Origin of the sequence: Marinomonas pollencensis (assembly GCF_003387375.1) — a bacterium.
Taxonomy (GTDB): domain Bacteria; phylum Pseudomonadota; class Gammaproteobacteria; order Pseudomonadales; family Marinomonadaceae; genus Marinomonas; species Marinomonas pollencensis.
In genome coordinates this window covers 139,922-163,565 of the sequence record NZ_QUNG01000001.1, presented here as the reverse complement: position 1 = coordinate 163,565, position 23,644 = coordinate 139,922, and the positions used below count along the sequence as shown (strand labels likewise).

Here is a 23,644-nt window from a genome sequence, read left to right as displayed (position 1 = left end):
ATATTTCTCCCTTCTTTTATTGTTTCTTGTTTTCTCTTGTTGAACGTAAAAAACACCATTGATTAATTTTGTCATTAATCTTGGTGTCTTTTGTTATTGAGCGAACCTTGCTGATGGACGACTCTTTCTAGCATAGAACTGGGTTTGTTTAGCGAACCGAGGCAAGATAAAAACAATAAGAGGTTATAGGCTATGCCTGAATACAAAGCACCCATACGCGATATTAAATTTGTCACTGAAGAGCTACTCGACATTAATGCTCATTACGCGAATTTACCCGGTGGCGAAGAAGCCACACCAGATATGGTGTCGGCAATCTTAGAAGAAGGTGCCAAATTTGCGGAGCGGGTTTTGTCTCCTCTAAATCGTGTTGGCGACCAGCAAGGTTGTCAGTTTGAAGATGGTGTTGTGACGACACCTGACGGTTTTAAAGAAGCCTATCAACAATATGTTGATGGCGGCTGGCCTTCTTTATCTCACCCAGAAGCGGTGGGTGGTCAAGGTCTTCCTGATTCATTAGGCATGATGATCACAGAAATGGTGGCCACTGCAAACTGGTCGTGGGGGATGTACCCAGGCTTGAGTCATGGCGCAATGAATACCATTGAACAACATGGTACCGATGAGCAAAAACAAACCTACCTAACAAAACTGGTTTCCGGCGAATGGACCGGCACCATGTGTCTGACTGAACCCCATTGTGGTACCGATTTAGGCATGCTTAAAACCAAAGCCGAGCCGAATGCTGATGGTAGCTACTCGCTATCTGGCACGAAGATTTTCATCTCGGCGGGTGAGCATGATATGGCAGAAAATATTGTCCATATCGTATTGGCGCGTTTGCCTGATGCGCCTGCGGGTACCAAGGGTATTTCTCTGTTTATCGTGCCGAAATTCAATGTTACCGAGTCCGGTGATGTTGGCGACCGGAATCAAGTGGCTTGTGGTTCGATTGAACACAAGATGGGGATTCATGGTAACGCCACATGTGTGATGAATTTTGATGGCGCGAAAGGCTTCCTTATTGGTGAGCCAAACCGTGGTCTGAATTGCATGTTTACCTTTATGAACACGGCTCGCCTTGGTACTGCATTACAAGGTCTTGCACACTCTGAATGGGCGCTACAAAACTCCGTTACTTACGCGAAAGATCGTTTGCAAATGCGTTCTTTGTCTGGTGCCAAAGCGCCGGATAAGGCTGCCGATCCTATTATTGTTCATCCTGATGTTCGTCGTATGTTATTGACACAAAAGGCCTTTGCGGAAGGTGGGCGAGCACTAATTCATTATTGTTCTTTGCTGGTGGATAAAACCAAACACGGTAATGAAGAAGAAAAGGCGGAAGCGGATGAGTTGATGTCATTGTTGACGCCGATTGCTAAAGCCTTTTTAACCGAAACCGGTTTTGAAGCAGCGAATCAGGGACTACAAGTGTTCGGTGGTCACGGTTTTATTGCCGAATGGGGCATGGAGCAAAATGTTCGTGATTGCCGTATCTCTATGCTTTATGAAGGCACCACCGGCATTCAGGCACTTGATTTGCTGGGTCGCAAAGTCTTGATGACTCAAGGCGCTACATTGCGTCGCTTTACAAAAATCATCCATAAGTTCTGTAAAGAACATAAGGGCGATAAACGTTTCAAATCTTACATTTCTGCTCTGGATAAAGTGAATGGAGAGTGGGGAGATTTGACAATGAAAATTGGCATGAAAGCTATGCGTAATAAGGATGAAGTGGGTGCTGCCTCTGTTGACTACCTAATGTTCTCTGGTTACGTGGTGTTAGCCTACTTTTGGGCGCGTATGGCGATCACAGCACAAACTAAGCTAGACCAAGGGTCTGACGAAGTTGGCTTTTACACGGCGAAACTGCAAACCGCGACTTTCTATTATGAGCGCTTGTTACCACGTACCCGTGCTCATGCTGAGGCAATGTTGTCTGGAGTCGATAATTTGTTGGCGATGGACGAAGAGAATTTTCTTTTCCTGAATGCCTAACTGGTTATTAGCAAAGAAGAAAAACATTTATCAGTACCCAGTTTATCGATACTGGGTGCTCAACAAACAGATAAAAAGAGTCTAGACTAAGAGGGTGACACAATGAGCGAAGCGAACGCTGTATTTGACGACATGGTAAGCCGTTTTGATGCGGATCAAGCGGATGGAATGGATGCTATTTTCCAATTTAATATGGAAGAGGGCGCCAGTTACTATGTCACCATCGACGATGGTGAATGTACGCTAGGAGAAGGGGATCACGATGACCCTACTGTTACGCTGGAAATGGATTTGGATACACTTAAAAGTGTGATGACTGGTGAATTGGACGGCATGGCTGCTTTTATGCAGGGCAAAATTCGTGCTGAAGGGGACATTATGTTGGCCACTAAGTTAACGCAAATATTTCCCCAGTAGTAATCTAAAACCGCACTGCGAATGTGTGATAACCCGAGTGTATTCGTACGCTCGGGTGTTTTAGATGATGCTTCATTCTCCTAACAACAAAAATAACTGGAGTAATCAATGCAGACGGAAAATATCTCTACGATATCGAAAGAGCCTGGTAGCTATATTCCAGAATCTCTAAACCCTCATCACTATACATCTTTGTTGGATGTGTTGAATGTCTCTTGCCAAAAATTCGCGACTAAGCCTGCTTTTACCAGTGTTGGTTGTACGCTTTCTTATGCTGATTTAGCACAAAAATCTGATCAGTTCGCAGCCTATCTACAGCATTGTACCGACCTGCAACCGGGCGATCGTATTGCCGTGCAGTTGCCAAACGTGGTGCAGTACCCGGTGGTGGTTTTTGGTGCGATGAAAGCGGGTTTAACGGTCGTGAACACCAACCCTCTTTATACCCCTAAAGAGCTTGAACACCAATTTAATGATGCGGATGTTAAGGCGTTGGTGGTGTTTGCTAACATGGCGAGCCATGTGGAGAAGATCCTTCATAAAACCTCTATCAAGCACTTAATAATCACCGAAATCGCTGATTTTCACAGTACGCCAAAGCGTATTTTGATTAACTCGATTGTTAAGTACGTAAAAAAAATGGTTCCAGCTTACCATTTACCTCAAGCGATTAGCCTAAATCAAGCGCTGGAAAAAGGCCTTGGCAAAAGCGTGGCACCAGTGACAACACAGCCTGCGGATATTGCCGTACTGCAGTACACAGGTGGTACTACTGGGGTGGCGAAAGGCGCTATGCTTACCCATGCCAATCTCTTGTCCAACATGCATCAATTGAGCTTTAGGTTGCAAGATGTGTTGGAAGATGGGAAAGAAACCTTCATTGCTCCTTTGCCGCTTTACCATATTTATGCGTTTTTAATTCATGGGCTCACCATGATCGAAGCGGGTGGTCATTCCGTATTGATTCCGAACCCACGAGACATTCCTGGTTTTATTAAAGAGCTGAAAAAATGGCAGTTTAGCGGCTTTGTGGGCCTTAATACTTTATTTGTTGGCTTGTGTAATAAAGCAGAATTTGCGGCCTTGGATTTCTCTGCACTCAAAATCACCTGTTCTGGTGGTATGCCGCTCACCCATGCCGCTGCAGATCGCTGGAAGGAGATTACCGGTTGTACTGTGGTGGAAGGCTATGGCTTAACGGAAACCTCCCCCGTGGTGTCTTTTAACCCTTGTGGGGAAGAGCGCATTGGTACGATTGGTCTTCCTGTCGATGAAACTGACATCAAAATACAGGATGAAGAGGGCAATGAGGTAGCGCAAGGGGAAGTTGGCATGTTGTGCGTACGTGGCCCACAGGTGATGAAAGGCTATTGGCAGCGCCCAGAAGCCACGGCTGAAGTCATGACGCCGGATGGCTTCTTGATGACGGGTGACATCGCCATGCAGCATGCTGATGGTTACCTGCAAATTGTTGATCGTGCGAAAGACATGATCATTGTCTCTGGGTTTAATGTTTATCCAACAGAAGTGGAAGACTGCTTATCCAGTCACCCTGATATCCTTGAGTCTGCGGCGATAGGAGTGCCAGATGATAAAACGGGCGAGGCAGTGAAGATTTTTGTCACCCTTAAAGACGGTATTCAAGATCTCGATATGCAGGCGGTACGGGCCTATTGTAAGGAAAATTTGGCGGCTTATAAGGTGCCAAAATACATAGAAGTACGCCAAGAATTGCCTAAAACGAATGTTGGGAAAGTGTTACGCCGCGCTTTGCGAGACGAGCAAACATAACGAAGGAGTTCATTATGCTGCCTTCTAAACGTGAGCATATGCATTGTCGTAGCATCTCCTCGAATGGCTATTTGAGAGAGGATGGGCTGTGGGAAATAGAAGCCCAAATGATTGACCGAAAAACCTATGATGTGGTGCGGGAGTACGATGGCAGTCCAGTGCCGAATGGCTCACCTTTCCACGACATTAGTGTTAGGTTGATTTTGGATGATAAGTTCCTGATTCATGATATAGAAGTAAATATGGCGGCGTTTCCTTTTCCTTCTTGTGGTGGTGCTGTGCCGAGTTTTGAGCAGATAAAAGGTACTCGGATTGGCCCTGGTTGGAGTCGTTGGTTAAAGGAAAACTATGCCGGTAAGGTGGGCTGTACGCATGTTTTAGAGCTATTGCCAGTCGCAGCTACGACGGCTTTTCAAACCATGTGGCAACCTCTAGCAGAAAAATACCCAAGCGCTGTCCCTCAGGCTTTGATAGGGCTGGTGAATACGTGTCATGGTTGGTCCGATGATGGCCCTATGGTACAGAAACTGTTAGCAGAACAGGTGATTCAACTGCCTGAGAAGGAGTGAGCGTGAGCGATTTTGTTATAGAGAATATCGAAGCAGGCGTTCAGTGTTTATGCTTGAATCGTGCCGCGAAGAAAAATGCGGTCACTATTGAAATGTACCAAGCATTGTCAGATGCATTGCATAGGGCGGAAGTGGATCCTGCGGTTAAAGTCACCTTGATTCATGGTAAAGGCACGGACTTTTCATCGGGTAATGATATCAATGAGTTTGTGCAGATCGCTCAAACACCGGAGAAAATGTCACCAGTTATGGCCTTTTTACAAACATTAGCCAGCTACAAGAAACCATTGGTGGCTGGTGTTGAAGGGCGAGCGGTTGGTGTTGGTGCCACCATGTTGTTGCATTGCGATATGGTACTGGCAGCAAGAGACAGTCGTTTTCAGTTTCCCTTTGTGCAGTTGGGCCTTGTGCCTGAAGCAGCTTCTAGTCACTTGTTACCATTGCTTGTTGGTCATCAAAATGCCTTTGAAAAGTTGATCTTAGGTGATGTTTTTGGCAGTGAAGAAGCGCTAGCCATGGGGATGTTGAACCACCTTTGTGAGTCCGGAGAGGCGTTTGATGTGGCGCTGGCTTATGCCAATAAAATCGCAGATTTGCCCACGGAAGCGGTGATTTTAAGCAAAGATCTACTGAGATACCGAGCCCGAGACGACGTGCAAATGGCGCTGATGCGAGAAGGGCGCATCTTTAAAGATAGATTGGGATCAAATGAAGCTCGTCAGGCATTTATGGCCTTTCTTTCTCGAAGCAAAACCTGAACTGATGTTGCTAAGATGCTTACAAAGCCTTATCCATAACTGGATAGGGCTTTTTTATTGCTGCTTTTTGTCATGAGCGCCTAAAAAGACGGGAAGGTCGTTCAAAAAATAATCTGTTTTCTTTATGGTGGTTTTTTTTGTTAGTTAACAGGGGCTTTTTTGTTATTGATGAAAATCCCTTGCAAACTAGTATTAAGGTATTAGCAATCAAGTGATGTACCGCGTTTGTTCATCCGTATCCATAACGATAATAAAACCAGTCATTAGAAGCGCTTGAACTTAAATGACAGAGCTTAATGATAAATGCGAGGGACTTATGAAAATTTTAGTATCCGTGAAGCGGGTCATAGACTACAACGTTAAGGTTCGAGTTAAAGCCGACCAGTCATCCGTCGATTTAACCAATGTCAAAATGTCCATGAATCCATTTTGTGAAATCGCAGTAGAAGAAGCGATTCGCTTGAAAGAGAAAGGTGTAGCCGATGAGGTTGTGGTAGTGACCGTTGGTTCTAAAGCCTGCCAAGAAACACTGCGTACTGCTCTTGCTCTAGGGGCAGATCGTGCGATTCAAGTGGAAGCAGAAGATGGGCTGGATTCTTTGTCGGTGGCCAAGTTGTTAGCCGCAGTCGCAAAAGAAGAAAATGCGGACCTAGTAGTAATGGGGAAACAGTCCATTGATTCCGACAATAATCAAACCGGCCAAATGCTGGCGGCTTTATTGGATTACCCACAAGCAACTTTTGCTTCTGAAGTGGTTATTGAAAATGGTGAAGCACAAGTGACTCGCGAAACCGACGCTGGCTTGCAAACCTTAGCGGTTACCTTACCTGCGGTGATTACCACAGACCTACGCTTAAATGAGCCACGCTTTGCTTCTTTGCCAAATATTATGAAAGCCAAGAGAAAGCCTTTGGAAGTAAAAACAGTCAGTGACTTGGGGGTTGAGGTTGGCTGCAATGTCAGCATTGTTTCTGTGAGCGCTCCAGCTGAACGCGCAGCAGGTATCAAGGTTGGTTCAGTGGCTGAATTGGTTGAAAAACTTAAAAACGAAGCGAAGGTGATCTCATGAGCGTTTTAATCTTAGCGGAACACGATAATAAGTCTTTAAAAGCCGCGACATTAAACACCGTAATGGCAGCAACACAAATAGATCAAGACGTGCATCTTCTGGTTGCTGGCTTCGAATGCCAAACTGTGGTTGAGCAAGCCTCTAAAGTAGTTGGTGTGAGTAAAGTCTTAGTGGCTGACAATACGGTTTATGAGCATCAATTGGCAGAAAATATTTCTAAATTGGTGGTCGAGCTTGCGGGCAATTATAGCCATGTGGCAGCACCAGCTACCACCACGGGTAAGAACACCATGCCACGAGTGGCAGCATTGCTGAATGTGTCGCAATTATCCGATGTGATCAAGGTGGAGTCACCTGATACCTTTGTGCGACCTATTTACGCAGGAAATGCCATTGCGACAGTCACTTCAACAGACCCGATTAAGGTGTTAACAGTACGTATTACTGGGTTTGATGCGGTGGCTTCTGAGGGCGGTAACGCAGAGCGCGAAGTGCTTTCACAGGTGATTGCGACTGAGAAGAGCCGTTTTATTAGTGAGCAATTAGCTGAATCCGATCGCCCTGAATTAACCTCAGCCAGCGTCGTGGTTTCTGGCGGTCGAGGCATGGGCAATGGCGATAACTTTAAAATTTTAGAAGGCGTTGCAGACAAACTTGGCGCCGCTATTGGTGCTTCTCGAGCTGCGGTAGATGCAGGCTTTGTGCCGAATGATTTGCAAGTTGGGCAAACCGGTAAAACCGTCGCTCCTGACCTCTATATTGCAGTGGGCATTTCCGGAGCGATCCAGCATTTAGCAGGGATGAAAAGCTCTAAGGTGATAGTGGCTATCAATAAAGACGAAGAAGCGCCGATTTTTCAAGTAGCAGACTATGGCTTAGTGGCGGATTTATTCGAGGCCATCCCTGAGCTTGAAAGCAGTCTTTAATAGCTTGGTTTACAGCCAAGGAACAGATTCTTAATACTGGTTTGCAGTGGCGCTTTAAAGAAGCGCACTGCAATCACAATAAAAACAAATGGAGACCAGCATGATATTCGAAGGGCAAGCCGTAAAAGTCGCAATGGACGACGCTAGAGTGGCAACGGTCACACTGGATTTAGTAGGTGAGTCGGTCAATAAATTCAACAGTGTTACTTTGAATGAATTGGCTGAGGTGATTGCTATTCTGAAGCACACAGATGATTTGCAAGGGGTGATCTTTGCCAGCGCAAAAGACGTTTTTGTGGTGGGGGCGGATATTACTGAGTTTACCACTTGGTTCAAACTGGATGACGAGGAGTTAACCGATAAATTGCGTCATGCGCACAGCATATTTAATGATATCTCCCACTTATGTTGCCCAACGGTAGCGGCGATTAATGGCATTGCTTTGGGTGGCGGCATGGAATTGTGCTTAGCCTGTGATTATCGCGTAATGGCTGAGAGCGCTAAAATTGGCTTGCCAGAAACTCAACTGGGAATCTACCCAGGTTGGGGTGGAACAGTACGTTTGCCGCGTTTGATCGGTGCGGATAATGCCTGTGAATGGATCTGTGGCGGTGCGCAAAAACGCAGTGCAGATGCGTTAAAAGATGGCGCGGTAGATGCCGTTGTGCCAGCCGATAAAGTACAAGAGTCAGCACGTCATTTGGTGCAACAAATTTTGGACGGCAAGCTGAACTATCGCCAGCGTCGTGATGAGCTGCGTGCGCCAATGCAATTCTCACCAATCGAAAAAATGATGGTGTTTGAATCGGTTCGCGGTGTGGTGGGGGCTAAAGCGGGTAAACATTATCCAGCGCCAATGGCAGCCATCAAAACCATCGAAAAAGGCGTCAGCCAAGAGATGGAAAAAGCCCTTGAAACTGAAATAAAAGGCTTTGTTAAACTGGCCAAAGGTCCAGTGGCTGAATCCCTAGTGAACTTGTTCTTGAGCGATCAGGCGATTAAGAAAAGCGCTGGTAAATACGCGAAAAACGCCACGCCAGTCAAACAAGCTGCGGTGTTGGGTGCTGGTATTATGGGCGGCGGCGTTGCTTATCAATCCGCGTCCAAGGGCACGCCTATTATCATGAAGGATATTCGCCAAGAAGCGTTAGAGCTTGGCTTGAGCGAAGCAAATAAACTGCTGAATGGCCAAATCGAACGTGGTCGTTTGACCGCAGCGAAAGCGCTGAAAGCCATGAATGGCATTACGCCAGCCTTGAGCTACGGTGAATTCGATCATGTTGACCTAGTTGTTGAAGCCGTGGTCGAAAACGTGAATGTGAAAAAGTCTGTGTTAGCCGAAACAGAGAAGCACATTGCGGAAGATGCAATTTTAGCGTCTAACACCTCGACGATTTCGATAACCGAGCTGGCGAAAGATTTAAAACGTCCGGAAAACTTCTGTGGTATGCACTTCTTCAACCCGGTTCATCGTATGCCTTTGGTTGAAGTTATTCGTGGTGAAAAATCCAGCGATGAAGCGATTGCCAAAACCGTGGCCTACGCTCAAGCCATGGGCAAAACACCTATCGTGGTTAATGACTGCCCTGGTTTCTTGGTGAACCGCGTCTTGTTCCCTTATTTTGCCGGCTTCTCTTTGATGATGAAAGAAGGCGCCGATTTCCAGCAAGTAGATAAAACCATGGAGCGTTTTGGCTGGCCAATGGGGCCTGCGTATTTGCTTGATGTTGTTGGTATTGATACGGCGTTTCATGCGGATCAAGTTATGGCAGAAGGCTTCCCTGACCGGATGAAGCATGAAGGCGTGAATGCGGTCGATTGCTTGTTTAAGTTAGAGCGTTTTGGGCAGAAAAATGGCAAAGGTTTTTATGCCTACGAGCCAGATCGTAAAGGCAAACCGAAGAAGATTTTTGATGCCGACATCGTTGATATCTTAGCGCCTACGGTTGCCTCGCAAACTGAGTTATCTGAAGACGACATTATTGCTCGTATGATGATTCCTTTGTGCATTGAGACCGCGCGTTGCTTGGAAGAAAACATCGTTGGCTCAGCGGCGGAAGCGGATATGGGATTGATCTATGGTATTGGTTTCCCTCCATACCTTGGCGGTGCATTGCACTACCTAGACCAAATGGGACTGCAAGCGTTTTGTGAGCTCGCAGACAAATACAGCCAGTTAGGTAAGTTGTACGAGCCCACCGCGAGAATGCGTGAGATGGCAACTAACAACGAAACTTACTACGGCAATTAATTACCCTAGGTCAGAATAGGATAGAGGAGAAATTCGATGAAATTGAATCCAAATGATGTCGTGATTATCGACGCAGTTCGCTCACCAATGGGTAAAACGAAAAACGGTGTGTTTCGCAATGTTCGAGCAGAAAATTTGTCTGCAGAGCTGGTAAAGGCGTTGTTTAAACGCAACCCAGATGTCGATCCGAATGACGTAGAGGATCTGATCTGGGGATGTGTTAACCAAACCCTAGAGCAAGGCTTTAATATGGCGCGTGCGGTGTCTTTGTTGGCGGGTCTGCCGATCACTAGCGCTGCGCAAACGGTCAACCGCTTATGTGGCTCGTCCATGTCAGCCATTCACACTGCGTCCCAAGCCATTATGACGGGGCAAGGAGATGTGTTTGTTGTGGGCGGCGTTGAGCACATGGGTCATGTCAACATGATGCATGGAGTTGATGTGAACCCTGCGTTGTCAAAACACATGGCTAAAGCCTCCATGATGATGGGTGTAACGGCGGAAATGCTGGGCAAAATGCACGGTGTAAGTCGTGAAGCGCAAGACGCGTTTGCAGTACGCTCTCATCGCTTGGCGCATGAGGCAACACTACAAGGTCGCTTTGATAACGAATTGGTGGCGATTGAAGGTCACGATGCAGCGGGGAATAAAATCCTAGTAGAAGTCGATGAAGTGATTCGTCCAGAAACCTCAATGGAATCCCTTGCTGGCTTGAAGCCAGTATTTATGCCTAAAGTGGGTACGGTAACAGCGGGTACCTCGTCTGCATTATCCGATGGCGCGTCTGCTATGTTGATGATGTCTGCGCAAAAAGCCGAGGAATTAGGCTTAACACCGATTGCTCGGGTACGCAGCATGGCGGTGGCGGGTTGTGATCCAGCGATTATGGGTTACGGACCTGTACCAGCAACGAAGAAAGCGCTGAAACGTGCAGGTTTGACGATTGACGATATTGATATCGTGGAGTTAAACGAAGCCTTTGCCGCGCAATCTATTCCGGTGTTGAAAGACCTTAAGCTGATCGATCTTGTGGAGCAAAAAGTGAACTTGAATGGTGGGGCGATTGCACTTGGTCATCCATTGGGCTGTTCTGGGACACGTATCTCTACGACCTTGCTTAATGTGATGCGTGATAAAGACGCGACACTCGGGTTAGCAACCATGTGTATCGGCATGGGACAGGGCATCGCCACGGTATTCGAACGTATTTAATGAGTTATAGGGTGCCCCCGCGCTCTAAGGTTCTTTTTTTAGCCCCACTTTTGTGGGGCTTTTTTGTTTTTTTCTTTCTTTTGACGGTCAAGGTGATACTTTTTCACTATGCTTGAGGGCGGGCAGCCAAGCTGGCTATTAGTTTGTTAGTTTTTATTTATTAGAAATAAAGAAAGGATATATATATAACTATAAGAACAGGATGCAGGGCGAATGCCTGGTGTCGACAAACATGATAGAAGAAATAAAATTCACAAGCAGGAGAGCAGTATGTCTAACGAAGGTAAATGTCCATTTGGTCACACCTCTACAGGTTCAAATCAAGCCGCGGGGCGTGGTACAACCAATAAAGATTGGTGGCCGAATCAATTAAATATCAATATCCTCCATCAGCACTCTGTTAAGTCTAACCCAATGGGTGAAGATTTTGATTACGCAAAAGAATTCAATAGCTTGGATCTAAAAGCCATTAAAAAAGACTTGGCTGACTTAATGACGGATTCACAAGATTGGTGGCCAGCAGATTACGGTCACTACGGCCCACAATTTATTCGCATGGCATGGCACAGTGCGGGTACCTACCGAACTTCTGATGGGCGCGGTGGTGCGACTTCAGGCTCGCAACGTTTTGCCCCACTTAACAGTTGGCCAGATAACGTCAACATCGATAAATCGCGTCGCTTACTTTGGCCTATCAAACAAAAATACGGCCGTAAAATTTCTTGGGCGGATTTGCTGATTTTAACCGGTAACGTGGCACTAGAAACAATGGGCTTCAAAACCCTTGGCTTCGCTGGTGGTCGTGTTGATGTATGGCAACCAGAAGAAGATATTTACTGGGGCAGTGAAAAAGAGTGGCTTGAAGAAAGCGGTGGTGAAGACAGCCGTTACTCTGGTGAACGTGAGCTAGAAAACCCACTTGCTGCTGTGCAAATGGGCTTGATCTATGTAAACCCTGAAGGCCCAGATGGCAAGCCTGATCCATTGGCTTCTGCTCGTGATATTCGTGACACTTTCGCACGCATGGCGATGAACGACGAAGAAACCGTTGCTCTTATTGCTGGTGGTCACACCTTTGGTAAAGCGCACGGTGCAGGTGATGCCGCTCAAGTGGGTCCAGATCCTGAAGCCGCTGACATTACTCAGCAAGGTTTAGGTTGGGCAAATAGCCAGGGTACAGGTAACGGTGTTGATACCATTAGTAGTGGCCTTGAAGGTGCTTGGACAAAGAACCCAATTCAATGGGATAACGGTTTCTTTGATAACCTTTTCGACTACGAATGGGAGCTAACGAAAAGCCCAGCTGGTGCTTGGCAGTGGACACCAAAAGGCACCGCAGGTTCTAACAGTGTGCCAGACGCTCATGATGCGACAAAACGCCACGCCCCTATGATGTTTACGTCAGACATGGCATTACGCTTAGACCCAATTTACGGGCCGATTTCCAAGCGCTTCCATGAAAACCCAGAAGAATTTGCGGATGCCTTTGCTCGCGCTTGGTTTAAATTGACCCACCGTGATATGGGCCCTGTTACACGCTACTTGGGCGATGAAGTGCCGGCTGAAGAGTTGATCTGGCAAGACCCAGTTCCAGCAGTTGAGCACGAATTAGTCAATGAGCAAGATGTGGCTCAATTGAAAGCGAAAGTACTTGAATCTGGATTAACTGTTGCTCAGCTAGTTTCAACAGCGTGGGCGTCAGCATCGACTTACCGCGGTTCAGATATGCGTGGTGGTGCCAATGGCGCACGTATTCGCTTAGCACCGCAAAAAGACTGGGCCGTTAATGAACCTAAGCAATTGGCTAAGGTGCTAGCGACATTAGAAACTATTCGCAGTGAATTTAATGCAGAGCAAGCAAATGGCAAGCAAATTTCATTAGCAGATTTGATTGTACTGGCAGGCAGTGCGGCGGTTGAGAAAGCCGCAAAAGACGCCGGAAGTGATGTGACGGTTCCGTTTACTCCAGGTCGAACCGATGCGACTCAGGAGCAAACAGATGTTGAATCTTTTGATGTGTTAGAGCCAGAAGCAGATGGTTTCCGTAACTACAAAAAAGGTCAATTTACGGTTTCTTCAGAAGAAATGTTGGTCGATAAAGCGCAATTATTGACCCTTTCTGCGCCTGAAATGACAGTGTTAGTTGGTGGTATGCGTGCTTTGAATGCAAACTTCGAGCAGACCAGTCACGGTGTGTTTACTGACCGCCCAGGTGTGCTAACCAATGACTTCTTTGTCAATGTGTTGGACATTAATACTAAGTGGTTTGCTCAATCAGATGAGCAAGAGGTGTTTGATGGCCGTGATCGTAAAACCGGAAAAATTAAGGCAACCGCTACACGCGTTGACCTAGTATTCGGTTCAAATTCACAGTTGCGCGCCCTTGCTGAAGTATACGCAAGTTCAGATGCACAAGATCGTTTCGTCAGTGAGTTCATTGCAGCTTGGACGAAGGTGATGGAGTTGGATCGATTTGATCTAGCGTAACCAACATACGTAACTCCTCAAAACCCCGCTTTCAGAAATGAAAGTGGGGTTTTCTTTTTACTTCCATTTTATTGACCCTCTCAATCCTTCCGCTGTCATTATTTATGCTAATAATACTCTTGGCCTATTAAAGAGCATGGCTTTTTGCTGAGTCTATTGTGCTGATCTGCATTCATCCTAGAATGCTTCCTTTGTTGATCCTGTCTGAAAAATGAGCTTTGTATGAATCTATCTGGTTTAGGTGCCATTGCCGTATTAGAGGCTTTTAAAGGTGTATTAGCGGTATTAGTCGCCATCGGAGTACATGCGTTGGCGGGCGTCGATTTGCACCAAGAGGCAGTGAATATGTTTGCCTATTTTCATCTGGCTGCGACTAATCATTATGCCGTGCTCGCATTGCACAGCATTGATAAAATAAACCATTCTGGGCTCACCCTAGTGACCATGGTTGCTTTGGGATACGCCTTGATCCGCTTTATCGAAGCTTATGGGCTGTGGCACAGAATGCGCTGGACAGAATGGTTCGCTTTTTTGAGTGGTGCTGTGTATTTGCCGTTTGAGATTTATGAAGTGATCAAAGATCAAAATGTCATCACACTGGGCGTGCTGGGCATTAATATTGTGGTGGTCAGTTATATGTATTGGGTTTTAAAAGCAGGTACTAATAAACATTTGGCTACCGACACTGAAGCCTCTTTGTCGCACCCTTAGGGCCCTTTTAGGGCATTTTTAGGGCGTTATTCGCTAACTTTCCTCTTATATCTTTGTTTTTTTTCAGGTATCTTGGATTAATAGAGAAACATTTGTTTCATATTCTTGTTGTTTGAAAATAAATTAATATTTTGTCGGGTCATGGAATGAATCGTGCTACAGGCACTTAGATGATGACGAAGAGGATAGCGAATCATGAAAGCATTGATCATAGGTGCCGGTATCGGTGGTATGGCCGCCGCGGCAGCATTAAAGCAGCAGGGCATCGAGTGTGACGTTTTTGAAGCGGTAAAAGAAATCAAACCCGTAGGAGCGGCTATTTCGGTTTGGCCTAATGGCGTGAAATGCATGAACCACCTTGGGATGGGCCATATTATGGACGAACTGGGTGGCCCGATGCACAAGATGGCATACCAAGATGGCAAGTCAGGTAAGGTGATGACCCAGTTTAGCCTTAAGCCATTAATTGATGACGTGGGCGAACGACCTTGCCCTGTATCTCGCGCTGGGCTGCAGTCGATGATGATCGACTGCTGGGGCCGAGACAAGGTGCAATTTGATAAGCGCATCGAGCGTGTCACTGAATCTGCCGATGGCGTAACCGCTTACTTTACCGATGGTAGTGTCGCTCATGGCGATTTTATGATTGCAGCGGATGGCGCCCGATCGGTGGTGCGAGGCCATGTATTAGGCTTGGAACTAGAGCGTCGCTACGCAGGCTATGTGAATTGGAATGGTTTGGTTGCCGCTGATTCAAGCATTGCCCCAATAGATCAGTGGACGACATTTGTCGGCGAAGGAAAGCGGGTGTCTGTGATGCCAATTGCGGATCAGCGTTTTTATTTCTTTTTTGATGTGCCTCTTCCTGTGGGGCTAGAAGAAAATCGGCTGACGCTGAAAGAGGATTTAAAAGGCTATTTTGCTGGTTGGGCAGAGCCTGTGCAAAAGTTGATCGATGAGCTGGACCCAGAGACCACCAATCGAATTGAAATTCATGATGTGGAACCCTTTGATACCTTTGTAAAAGGAAGGGTTGCTCTGTTGGGAGATTCAGCACATTCGACCACACCAGACATAGGTCAAGGTGGTTGTTCGGCGATGGAAGATGCCGTGGTGCTTGGTATGTCTTTTGCGGGCAATACGACTATTGAAGAGGCGTTGCTGGATTATCAAGATAGGCGGCATGAGCGGGCGAAAGATCTTGTTTTAAAAGCGCGTAAACGTTGCGATGTGACCCATGGAAAAAACATGGCGGTGACACAGGCCTGGTATGATGAGCTAAAGCAAGAGCAAGGAGACAAGATCATGGCGGGCTTAAAAGACACCATAGTAGGAGGGCCACTGGGTTAACTGTGCAAGTTGGCTCAATGGCGTTTGTCTGCTATTAATGAGGTAGGCGTTGTTGCCTTTGAGCCCTTCGCGCGCCTACTGTGCGAGGGCGGATGAGCGCATGATAAGAGTAACTATTGCTAGCAATGGGAGAGACATATGGCCAGCGGCTGGGCGCAAGATGGCGCGGTACAAGAGCAAATTGATGCCACGGTAAATGATGCAGTAGAGCAAGCCAAAAGTCGTATGCCTGTTGGCGAGAGCCTAACCCACTGTGAAGAATGTGAACAGCCCATTCCTGAGCGTCGTCGACAAGCGATCCCAGGTGTTCACTTATGTATTCAGTGTCAAAGTGAGCTGGAAAAAAATACGAAAACAGACACGTTATACAACCGCAGCGGCAGCAAAGACAGCCAATTGAGATAAACGGCAGCGGGGTTTCTAAATACCGCCCTCGTCGACGCTTTTATTAATCTGCTCTTTTGTTCAAATAATGAACATAGCCGGGTAATGGCTTGATGGTTTCGTGCATAATACAGCTGTTGTTAACGCAGTAATCCTGCCAAGAACGTAAAGATGCGTTTAGTTCTTATTTACTGCGTTTCATTTCTCTCTATTTTTTGTATGCTATGCACTAAGTTTGGGCGATAGGGTAAGTATGAATTTTCGTTGTGTCATCATCTCGCTGTGGTTTATAACAGGTGCTGCTTGGGGGGCATCTAATTGTGAGTCAGAAAGTAGCAATCAGGCCTTCAACGCGTGCTTGATTAAGTCGCTCACAGCCGATTTTCTATCTCCAAAAGTAGACAATGGTCGATGGGTTTACAGCCTGCATCCTAAGAAAGAGGAACAAGAGCGATCAACCTTTATAGCGACCTTATTATCCTCTTCAAAAATCCATTACCTTGATAATCCCGTTGCCATGACGGTGCGCTGTGATAATAAAAAAACAGAGCTAGAAATACATTGGGATGGCGTTGTGATTCAAGAAGGCAAGGTAAACATTACTTATCATTTTGATGATGCTTTGCCGCAACCTGCAAAATGGCCCCTTTCTTTGGCTCAGCAATCTGTTTATGTGTCGAATCCTGGTGATTTTATTCAAACGTTGGCCACCAAGCGTACGTTCCGTGTGCAAATTTCGTCGCAAGATGCGCCTACCGTCAGTGCGACCTTCTACTTGAAGGGGTTGAGTAATCTTTTACCTCATATGCAAGGCATCTGTTTTTAGCTGTTGCGTTACACAGTAAAACACCAAAAATTGATGCTATAAGGGCTGACTAAATTCACTTTAGATAGCGTTGGGAAATCTTTTAATTTCACTTTGCCGCCTTTAAATTTTGGGCGCATACCATTGATGCGGATCTTTTCTGCAATGAGCTCATCGGCCGTCACTTCAAAGCGCCGTTTTTTTCCACCAAACCCGTGGCACTGAACACGCTTAGGGTAAGGTGTCATATTAATAATCAGCAGTGTGCATTTGCCGATTTTTTTCGCGCTGTGGCAATAGGTTATGACGTTAGGGTCACTGCTGCTGACGTGATAAACCGTGTCCCCCATCAACTTATTCCACAACCAGCTTAACCAATAATCTGGGTTGGGTTTCAGGGTGTCTTTATTAATCAGAGCGTAATCGCCACCAATTAAACTCTGACGCACCATAACCTGTTGGCCAAGCTTAGCGCCACGTCCTAGTTGATCCGCCCACCAAAACGAGGAGGCAAAGCGGTCAGAAAGATTGCTTTCTCCGCCGCATTGAGCAGAGCCTGTTTCGCCTGTCCAAATACGGGCTTGGGGCTGGAAACGGTCGCGGTATCGTGTCAGTTGAGAGAGGTATTTTTCATAATCTAAGAATGAACGTGAAGACAGCAGATTATTAAGGGTGGCAGGCCGTGTTTTGACCGGTGAGCGGCTGCTTTGAAAGGGGTAATAGTGCCAATCTACAATGTCTAATGGTTCTTCTATGGACGCCAGAAAACGAGACGTAACATTGCTAATAGGCTTAATGGTTTCCCCGATTCTGGGCCAAAAAGCACTGCCTGGGCCAGCTACTTTACTGTCTGGGCTTAACTGTCGCACGGTGCGGGTGAAGGTGTCGTAATCTTGAGCAAGTTTTCTGGCGCTAGGTTGCGCGTTGAGCCCATGAAATGCCCAATAGGCATTAAGTTCATTGCCAAGTTCGCAAATGGCAATGTGCTGTTGGTGCTGATTGCTGTAGTTCAGTAATTTTTCTACTTCATCCGCTTGCCAGCGGCCATGCAACGATTTACGGAACAGACCATATTTAAAGGTAAACATGAGCGACAACTCATGTCGTTGGCAAAAATGGTGTAATTCATCCCACATAGTGTGGCTCAGGAGAAGGGCATCCGGTTGCTCAGTTGGGGCACTAAAGTAATGCAGTTTATCGGCCTCAGAGCCACCAACCCGTAAATAAGCAGGCCCTAAAGCATGCACTAATTTGTTTAATTTACTCTGCTGTAAATCCAACGGTGCGGTTTTTTGAGTGCCTAATCCTTTGTGGGTGCCTTGGCTGCCATCCCACCAAAAACCACCGGCTAACACCGAGATATCGATTGAAAAGGAAAGGTATTTCTTGTCTATGGTGTGACTGGCTTGGGTCTTGTTTAGGTTGACGGTGACGTGTCTTGGCTGACGGGCGAGTCGGGGTTTATAGAAGCGAAATCGAATACGGGCTGAATTCGTCAAGGTAATAGTCTCCTGCTGTTGCCTAGGGAGGGTGAGAACAAATGCCCTTGTTCTAACATGAAATGAAAAGCAGGCTGCTCACGGCGAGCATCGAAAGTGAATAGTAGGCCTATTAACGAGATGCTTAACAAAGACAGCAAGCTTTTAGATCATGTTCTTTGGGGCTAAGGCGACTTATTCGCACCTTCCTCAGCTAAGCATGCAACAAAGAGATGACAATTATGTGATTGTGCGACCTTGAGTGTCGACAAGTTGAACAGCGCCAAAAACTCTATTCACTTAGAACAGTGAGCAGGTAATTGAGGCCTTGTTTGATCCGCTGCCGCATACTTGTTGATAAGCGTTAGGGTCTTGGATCAGCTGGTAGTGCACATCCGAATCGCGGCACATGGCAATGAATTGATCGTACACGTCATGGTAACGCTGTTGGCGAAAGAAGAGGGTTTGAGGGGGGTCCAGATTGAGCGCATCGTGCTGCTTATCAAGCCGTTGCTCAGCGCGGTCAGCCAGCTCCGTTAGGCGGTTATGACGGATACGAATATCATGGCAAGTGCGGCTGTTGGGGGCGTTTTTTTGGCACGCTTGTAGCTCAGGTTCAAGCTCATTCAGCTGACGATTGTAAGAGCGTAAATTGGCACGAGCACCTTGGTTTAAATCTTTTGATGTATGTCTAGCAAAGTCGGCTTCATCTATGTTGCGCTTAAGGGTGTTTAAATAGCTTTCTTGTTTTAGGCAGGCTTGACCGAATGTGACTAAATCCACCGCTTGCAGCTGGCCACTCACGCTGACACATCCACACAGCAATGCCGCATTAATGAGTTTTTCTGTCCGTTTAGAAAAAGAGCGCATCATAAGCTATTCATATCCTGCTGAAAGTTATACTAAGTCTATCGCAATATAGCGCCACTTTTATACTGTCATTTGCTTGGCAAGGGGCAGTCAGAGGCCAAGGGCAAATTGCCCGTCTGCTGTTTTTCCCTCACAAGGCCCAGAGCAGCGCCTGATTAAATTTAAATAACTCACCTCTATCTCATTAGTATGGTTGCAATTTATTGCTTTTCATCGAATTATTTAATGACTCCCCCGAAAATACACACTCTGGATTATATTGTGAATAAAGAATCAAATGCCTATGGGTTATCGATACACCCAATGCGAGAAGAGCTATACGCTGAGTTACACTCAAGGCCGTTTCAAGTGCTGTCGAGTCCTGCTCGGATTAGCTACTTGGCAGTGATGCTTGGCGCGGATGATAAACAGGAAGAGTTTGAACATTTTTGTCGTCTTTACCAGCATTTTCAGCAGCAACCGCCTAGTCAGGAGGGGGTATGTTATGAAGTGGATTTTGGTTCGTTGCGAGTGCGGCGTGAAAAGCACTTAGAGTTCACTTCGTATATGTTCATTAATACAGACACCAATCAAGCGGTGAGCCCTTTTGCCAGTCATGCCTTGGCAATACTGCCTGACGCTTGGCTGGCCGCATTACCAGGCACCATTATTGCGGCCTTTCATATTGCCATTGAAGACGCCAGAACACAGCCAGAGCCAGATTTGGTATCGGTTAAAAGCGGCTTTGAAAGTATGCGCTTAGTTGGTAGTCGACCACAAAACGGCGATGCACAAGTATGGACAACGTTTCAGCTGCACAGTGATGGTTGCGGTCGCTTTCTTATTTATAATAAAAACATGAGTGATAGCCAGCTGGGGCGAATGGTGCAGCGTGTTGTGGAGATTGAAACCTATCGCTTAATGGCCTTATTAGGGCTTCCCATTGCGCGAAAATACAATGCGCAGCTGGCTAAAATGGATGAGCAGCTCGCGACCACTACGGCTCGCTTAGCGGACTCTAATGAGAAGCTAGACGAGCAAGCCTTGTTGGCAGAGCTGATTGATATGGCGGCTTGGGTGGAAGCGGCCAGGGCGCAAACTACCTTTCGTTTCAGCGCAACCAATGCTTACCATGATTTGGTTCTCAAGCGTTTAGCAGAGCTTAAAGAAGATGAAGTATCGGGACATTTAACCATTACAGAGTTTATGACGCGACGTCTCACTCCCGCGGTAAGAACCTGCAAAGCCACAGGAGACCATTTAGAAAACCTGTCGCGTCGTATTGATCGTGTTTCAGACATGATGCGTACGCGGGTAGAAATGTCGATACAGTCACAGAACCAACACCTTCTTGCGTCTATGGATAGGCGTTCTAAAATCCAATTGGCGATGCAGCATACGGTTGAAGGTTTGTCGGTTGCCGCGATCAGTTATTATTCGGTTGGTTTGCTTAAATTTATCATCGAAGCTGTCTATGACAAGGGCGTGCAGTTTGATAAAAGTCTCGCCCTTGGTTTATCTGTGCCGCTTGTTGTTGGCGGTGTCTGGTTTACCACGCGTAAAATCCATAAACGCTTTTTGTTATTGGCAAAGGCACGAGAAGAGAAAGAAAAACGTTCAGAAAAGCAAAAGTAGCCTTAGCATGTTATTTGCGGTGCCAGTGTAATGACAGCGCGAGTGTGTAGGAGGCACCACAAGGGCAACCAGTAAGGGCGTCGGCGTATGTATGTGTTTTTGTTTTGCTTGATCATCGATGTGGGCTTTTATGTCCTTGTTGAACCGCCATTATTGCTGACCACTATCATCAGAGAAGTGTTTGGTGTGACTGGAATGCTGGTTTCCAGCTCTGGTATTTGGTGGTTGTTAACCTTATTGGGTGTGGGCGCGATGATTCGCTTAAAAACGAAAATTGGCGGCGTTATTGTGGTGTTGCTGTCCGCATTATTATGGATGCTGAATATGTTAAGCCCATTGGGGGCGATGACGTTAGCCCTTGAATATCCGAATTTGATGTGGGGGGTGCTGGAGCTGTTTTATGTGCTGATATTAGTGTCAGTGGAGTTGATGATATTCAAACGTTAGTGTCGGCGGATTAAATGCCATGCTGGCAAGGGGCTATTTAACATAGACGGCAAAACACTAAGAACAAGATGAATAAAAATACCGCTCAAATTGAGCGGTATTTTTGTTAACAGCGACGCTGAAAGAGAGGGTAAACCTCAGATCAGAGGAAAACTTAGGTCGTAGATGGTCGCTTGCCCTTTTTCACTATGAAACTGGGTTACGTATTGAGAGCCTTCAGGTTTGATAATACCTTGATGAAGCAGGCTATCGATTAGCATATCAGACTGTTGTTTCACCTCTGGTGAATTGGCTGGTGCATACATTTTCTTGGCCACATAGTGTTGGACCGCGGTGTGCAGTAACGTTTGGTCGATCTCGACATCGGCCTGAATTACCGCGTTGTATAACCAAAATCTTGGATCATTCATTTGGCCAAGGTTTGGGTTATTGATGTCTGCTAAGTGGCTGTTTAACGTGGCGTTAAATGTCCCATCATTGGTGGTACCGCGTAATGCCAGGATGTTGAACTCTGGCTTGCCTGCCAGTAGGGGCTCAAGATGTTGTTGGATAAAGTCGAGCTGCTGAGAGGCAGAAAGCTCGGTTGATTCTCTGACCAGCTTGCCATAATCAAGAAACACCTGATTGTCTAAATGGTTTAGCTCGGTAACTAGCTCGAGGTTGTCTGCTTGAAAGTCGTCGGCGATGAGTTTTTTAATGGCGTAACCGATTTGCATACTGCCTAGCTGAGTTTCTTCATCTAGCTGAGTTTTTAGAGTGACTTTGATGCCTGTCAATTCCTCTTGCTCTTGGGTCGTTAGCTTATCGATGTTGAGGCTCATATCACCGTTATAAAACCCTTCGCTGCGCAGCGTCGCCCAATCAGCATCGAGGTCCAAGTGTAAAGCAACATTTTCCACTGTGGCTGAGGCGCGCTCTTTACAGGTTGCTGCTTTGAAGCCGCCGTTATAAACCAGTTTATTGTTGGCGTATTGACCATGGCCTTTGTATTCACTGACAGACAAGGTTTGTGCTTTGTTGGTGAAGGCAGGAATGTAGTCATCGAATTTTAGGTCACCCGCTAAGTTACTGGCTATCGAAAGATGGTAAAGAGGGGTCTGATTGTTCCAGTTTAAATACTGGCGCTGTTGATCGCCTTTTAGTTGGACATCGGTCGCGAATAAGCCAACTAGACTTTCTTTGCTAAACAGCAGCGGGCCGAAATGGCTTTCCAACTGGAGCTCAGCGGTTAACTTTTGAGCGGAGGCGGATGGGCTAATCATGGCGCTATCAAAGCTCACTAATACGGTGCTCGTCGCACCAAACCAGCCTTGTTCAGAGGCGGTGATTGTCGCACTGTAGCCAGCTTCGCTGTTGATATTATTGATTAGATCGGTGAGATTCTCTTGATACTCGTTGGCAATAAATTTTGGGGCGATAAGGCAGGCTGCAATAAGCGTGACCAGGGACACTCCGAGTACTTTTTTCACTGTAACTTCCTTTTCAGAGAAATGTCTTTATGACGGCATGATACAAGGAAAATCCCCTCGTTTAAAAGCTTCTCAGTCTATTTGATGGGTGGAAACTCGGCTGAATGACAAAAAAACCATGGAATTAGAATATTTTGTTTGAAAAACAATCAATTTGTAACGCAAAAGTCACAGGTCTAGGCTATATTCGTGCAAGTTTTTTTCTTTTATTCGACATTTTTTTCGTGTTGGTTATGGAATCATAACGCTTTCAATCTTACCGCTATAATTGGCAATTAATTTATTGTGATGGAGTGTATATGGTACCTTTTTTATCGGTTGTTCTGCCTGCCAAAAATGAACAGGGCAACATAGGGGTATTAATTAGAGAAATTCACGCGAGCTTATCACCAGAATACTCTTTTGAAGTAGTGCTAACCGATGATGGAAGTGACGATAATACGGCGCAAGTGGCGATCAATACTGCCAAAGAAATTGGCTGTCAGCTGCAAGTAGTGTTTCATGCAAAGAGTTGTGGCCAGAGCACGGCGTTATCCTCTGGTGTGCGTCATGCTAAGGGAGAGTGGATTATCACTTCGGATGCAGATGGACAAAATGATCCGCAGGATTACCCCAATCTTATTCATCAAGCCAAGCAAATAACAAAGGAACATTTTTGTGTTGCTGGTTATCGGAAAAAACGCCTTGATACTGCGTGGGTTCGCTTTCAATCCCGTGTCGCCAATAAAATCCGCCAAGGATTATTAGATGATGGAGTTCCTGATTCTGGCTGTGGCCTGAAGTTATTTCCTAAACATACTTTTTTAATGTTGCCTTATTTTGACCATATGCATCGATTTTTACCTGCTTTGATCAAGCGTATTGATGGTGAGATTGTCGTATGCCAAGTGAACCATAGAGACCGCAATGCAGGGGTTTCCAATTACAACGCATGGAATAGAGCCTGGGTAGGCATTGTTGATATTGTTGGGGTAATTTGGCTGAAAAAGCGCGCTAAACAACCTATCATAGCGACCGTCTATTCTAATCAGGACTAAG

The 23,644-nt window shown here is 46.2% G+C and carries 20 protein-coding genes; 17 read left to right on the top strand and 3 right to left on the bottom strand.

Translation table 11 applies throughout. From position 1 onward, the window contains the following. The first annotated feature begins 192 nt into the window (after positions 1–192). The 14 genes from DFP81_RS00750 to DFP81_RS00685 all read left to right on the top strand — a co-directional run bounded on the left by DFP81_RS00750 (position 193) and on the right by DFP81_RS00685 (position 16,749). Positions 193–1,998: an acyl-CoA dehydrogenase C-terminal domain-containing protein gene (locus DFP81_RS00750; RefSeq protein WP_115895853.1), complete on the top strand. Its 1,806-nt coding sequence runs from the start codon at positions 193–195 to the stop codon at positions 1,996–1,998. 102 nt (positions 1,999–2,100) lie between these two features. Further along, entirely contained in the window at positions 2,101–2,415 is a 315-nt protein-coding gene (locus DFP81_RS00745; RefSeq protein WP_115895852.1) for an SCP2 sterol-binding domain-containing protein, read from the top strand. Between the two features lie 108 nt (positions 2,416–2,523). After that, positions 2,524–4,206 (top strand): AMP-binding protein, encoded by a 1,683-nt coding sequence (locus DFP81_RS00740; RefSeq protein WP_115895851.1) that lies wholly within the window; start codon positions 2,524–2,526, stop codon positions 4,204–4,206. A 14-nt stretch (positions 4,207–4,220) separates the two neighbouring features. Then, positions 4,221–4,775, top strand: coding sequence for a DUF2889 domain-containing protein (locus tag DFP81_RS00735; RefSeq protein ID WP_115895850.1), 555 nt, complete (start codon positions 4,221–4,223; stop codon positions 4,773–4,775). Positions 4,776–4,777: 2 nt separating this feature from the next. Beyond that, entirely contained in the window at positions 4,778–5,533 is a 756-nt protein-coding gene (locus tag DFP81_RS00730) for an enoyl-CoA hydratase-related protein (protein ID WP_115895849.1), read from the top strand. Positions 5,534–5,849: 316 nt separating this feature from the next. Next, entirely contained in the window at positions 5,850–6,602 is a 753-nt protein-coding gene (locus DFP81_RS00725) for an electron transfer flavoprotein subunit beta/FixA family protein (RefSeq protein WP_115895848.1), read from the top strand. Continuing rightward, positions 6,599–7,528: an electron transfer flavoprotein subunit alpha/FixB family protein gene (locus DFP81_RS00720; RefSeq protein ID WP_115895847.1), complete on the top strand. Its 930-nt coding sequence runs from the start codon at positions 6,599–6,601 to the stop codon at positions 7,526–7,528. Before DFP81_RS00725 ends, DFP81_RS00720 begins: the two co-directional genes overlap by 4 nt. Before the next feature lie 100 nt (positions 7,529–7,628). Then, positions 7,629–9,779 (top strand): fatty acid oxidation complex subunit alpha FadB, encoded by a 2,151-nt coding sequence (fadB, locus tag DFP81_RS00715; protein ID WP_115895846.1) that lies wholly within the window; start codon positions 7,629–7,631, stop codon positions 9,777–9,779. 36 nt (positions 9,780–9,815) lie between these two features. Next, positions 9,816–10,991 (top strand): acetyl-CoA C-acyltransferase FadA, encoded by a 1,176-nt coding sequence (fadA, locus tag DFP81_RS00710; protein ID WP_115895845.1) that lies wholly within the window; start codon positions 9,816–9,818, stop codon positions 10,989–10,991. 270 nt (positions 10,992–11,261) lie between these two features. Beyond that, positions 11,262–13,478, top strand: coding sequence for a catalase/peroxidase HPI (katG, locus tag DFP81_RS00705; protein WP_115895844.1), 2,217 nt, complete (start codon positions 11,262–11,264; stop codon positions 13,476–13,478). Between the two features lie 222 nt (positions 13,479–13,700). Further along, entirely contained in the window at positions 13,701–14,189 is a 489-nt protein-coding gene (locus DFP81_RS00700) for a DUF2127 domain-containing protein (RefSeq protein WP_115895843.1), read from the top strand. 195 nt (positions 14,190–14,384) lie between these two features. Continuing rightward, entirely contained in the window at positions 14,385–15,539 is a 1,155-nt protein-coding gene (hpxO, locus tag DFP81_RS00695) for an FAD-dependent urate hydroxylase HpxO (protein ID WP_115895842.1), read from the top strand. Positions 15,540–15,677: 138 nt separating this feature from the next. Further along, positions 15,678–15,944 carry a DksA/TraR family C4-type zinc finger protein gene (locus tag DFP81_RS00690; RefSeq protein WP_115895841.1) on the top strand — a complete coding sequence of 89 codons (267 nt, stop codon included), beginning with the start codon at positions 15,678–15,680 and terminating at the stop codon, positions 15,942–15,944. A 232-nt stretch (positions 15,945–16,176) separates the two neighbouring features. Beyond that, complete coding sequence (locus DFP81_RS00685; RefSeq protein ID WP_115895840.1) at positions 16,177–16,749, top strand: type VI secretion system-associated protein TagO; 573 nt, start codon at positions 16,177–16,179, stop codon at positions 16,747–16,749. Between the two features lie 8 nt (positions 16,750–16,757). Here DFP81_RS00685 and DFP81_RS00680 read toward each other — a convergent pair whose 3' ends face one another. Beyond that, complete coding sequence (locus DFP81_RS00680; RefSeq protein ID WP_245959043.1) at positions 16,758–18,227, bottom strand: glycosyl hydrolase family 79 N-terminal domain-containing protein; 1,470 nt, start codon at positions 18,225–18,227, stop codon at positions 16,758–16,760. A gap of 279 nt (positions 18,228–18,506) precedes the next feature. Continuing rightward, positions 18,507–19,079: a hypothetical protein gene (locus DFP81_RS00675; RefSeq protein WP_115895839.1), complete on the bottom strand. Its 573-nt coding sequence runs from the start codon at positions 19,077–19,079 to the stop codon at positions 18,507–18,509. A gap of 258 nt (positions 19,080–19,337) precedes the next feature. Here DFP81_RS00675 and DFP81_RS00670 point away from each other — a divergent pair, with 258 nt between their 5' ends. Then, positions 19,338–20,690, top strand: a complete 1,353-nt coding sequence (locus tag DFP81_RS00670; protein ID WP_245959042.1) for a DUF3422 family protein — start codon at positions 19,338–19,340, stop codon at positions 20,688–20,690. A gap of 87 nt (positions 20,691–20,777) precedes the next feature. Continuing rightward, positions 20,778–21,137 carry a hypothetical protein gene (locus DFP81_RS00665; RefSeq protein ID WP_115895837.1) on the top strand — a complete coding sequence of 120 codons (360 nt, stop codon included), beginning with the start codon at positions 20,778–20,780 and terminating at the stop codon, positions 21,135–21,137. A 137-nt stretch (positions 21,138–21,274) separates the two neighbouring features. Here DFP81_RS00665 and DFP81_RS00660 read toward each other — a convergent pair whose 3' ends face one another. Next, positions 21,275–22,606: a YdgA family protein gene (locus DFP81_RS00660; RefSeq protein WP_115895836.1), complete on the bottom strand. Its 1,332-nt coding sequence runs from the start codon at positions 22,604–22,606 to the stop codon at positions 21,275–21,277. 299 nt (positions 22,607–22,905) lie between these two features. Between DFP81_RS00660 and DFP81_RS00655 the strand changes: the two genes are divergently transcribed. Beyond that, a complete protein-coding gene (locus DFP81_RS00655) occupies positions 22,906–23,643 on the top strand; it encodes a glycosyltransferase family 2 protein (RefSeq protein ID WP_115895835.1) in 738 nt (245 codons plus the stop codon). Position 23,644: the final 1 nt, after the last annotated feature.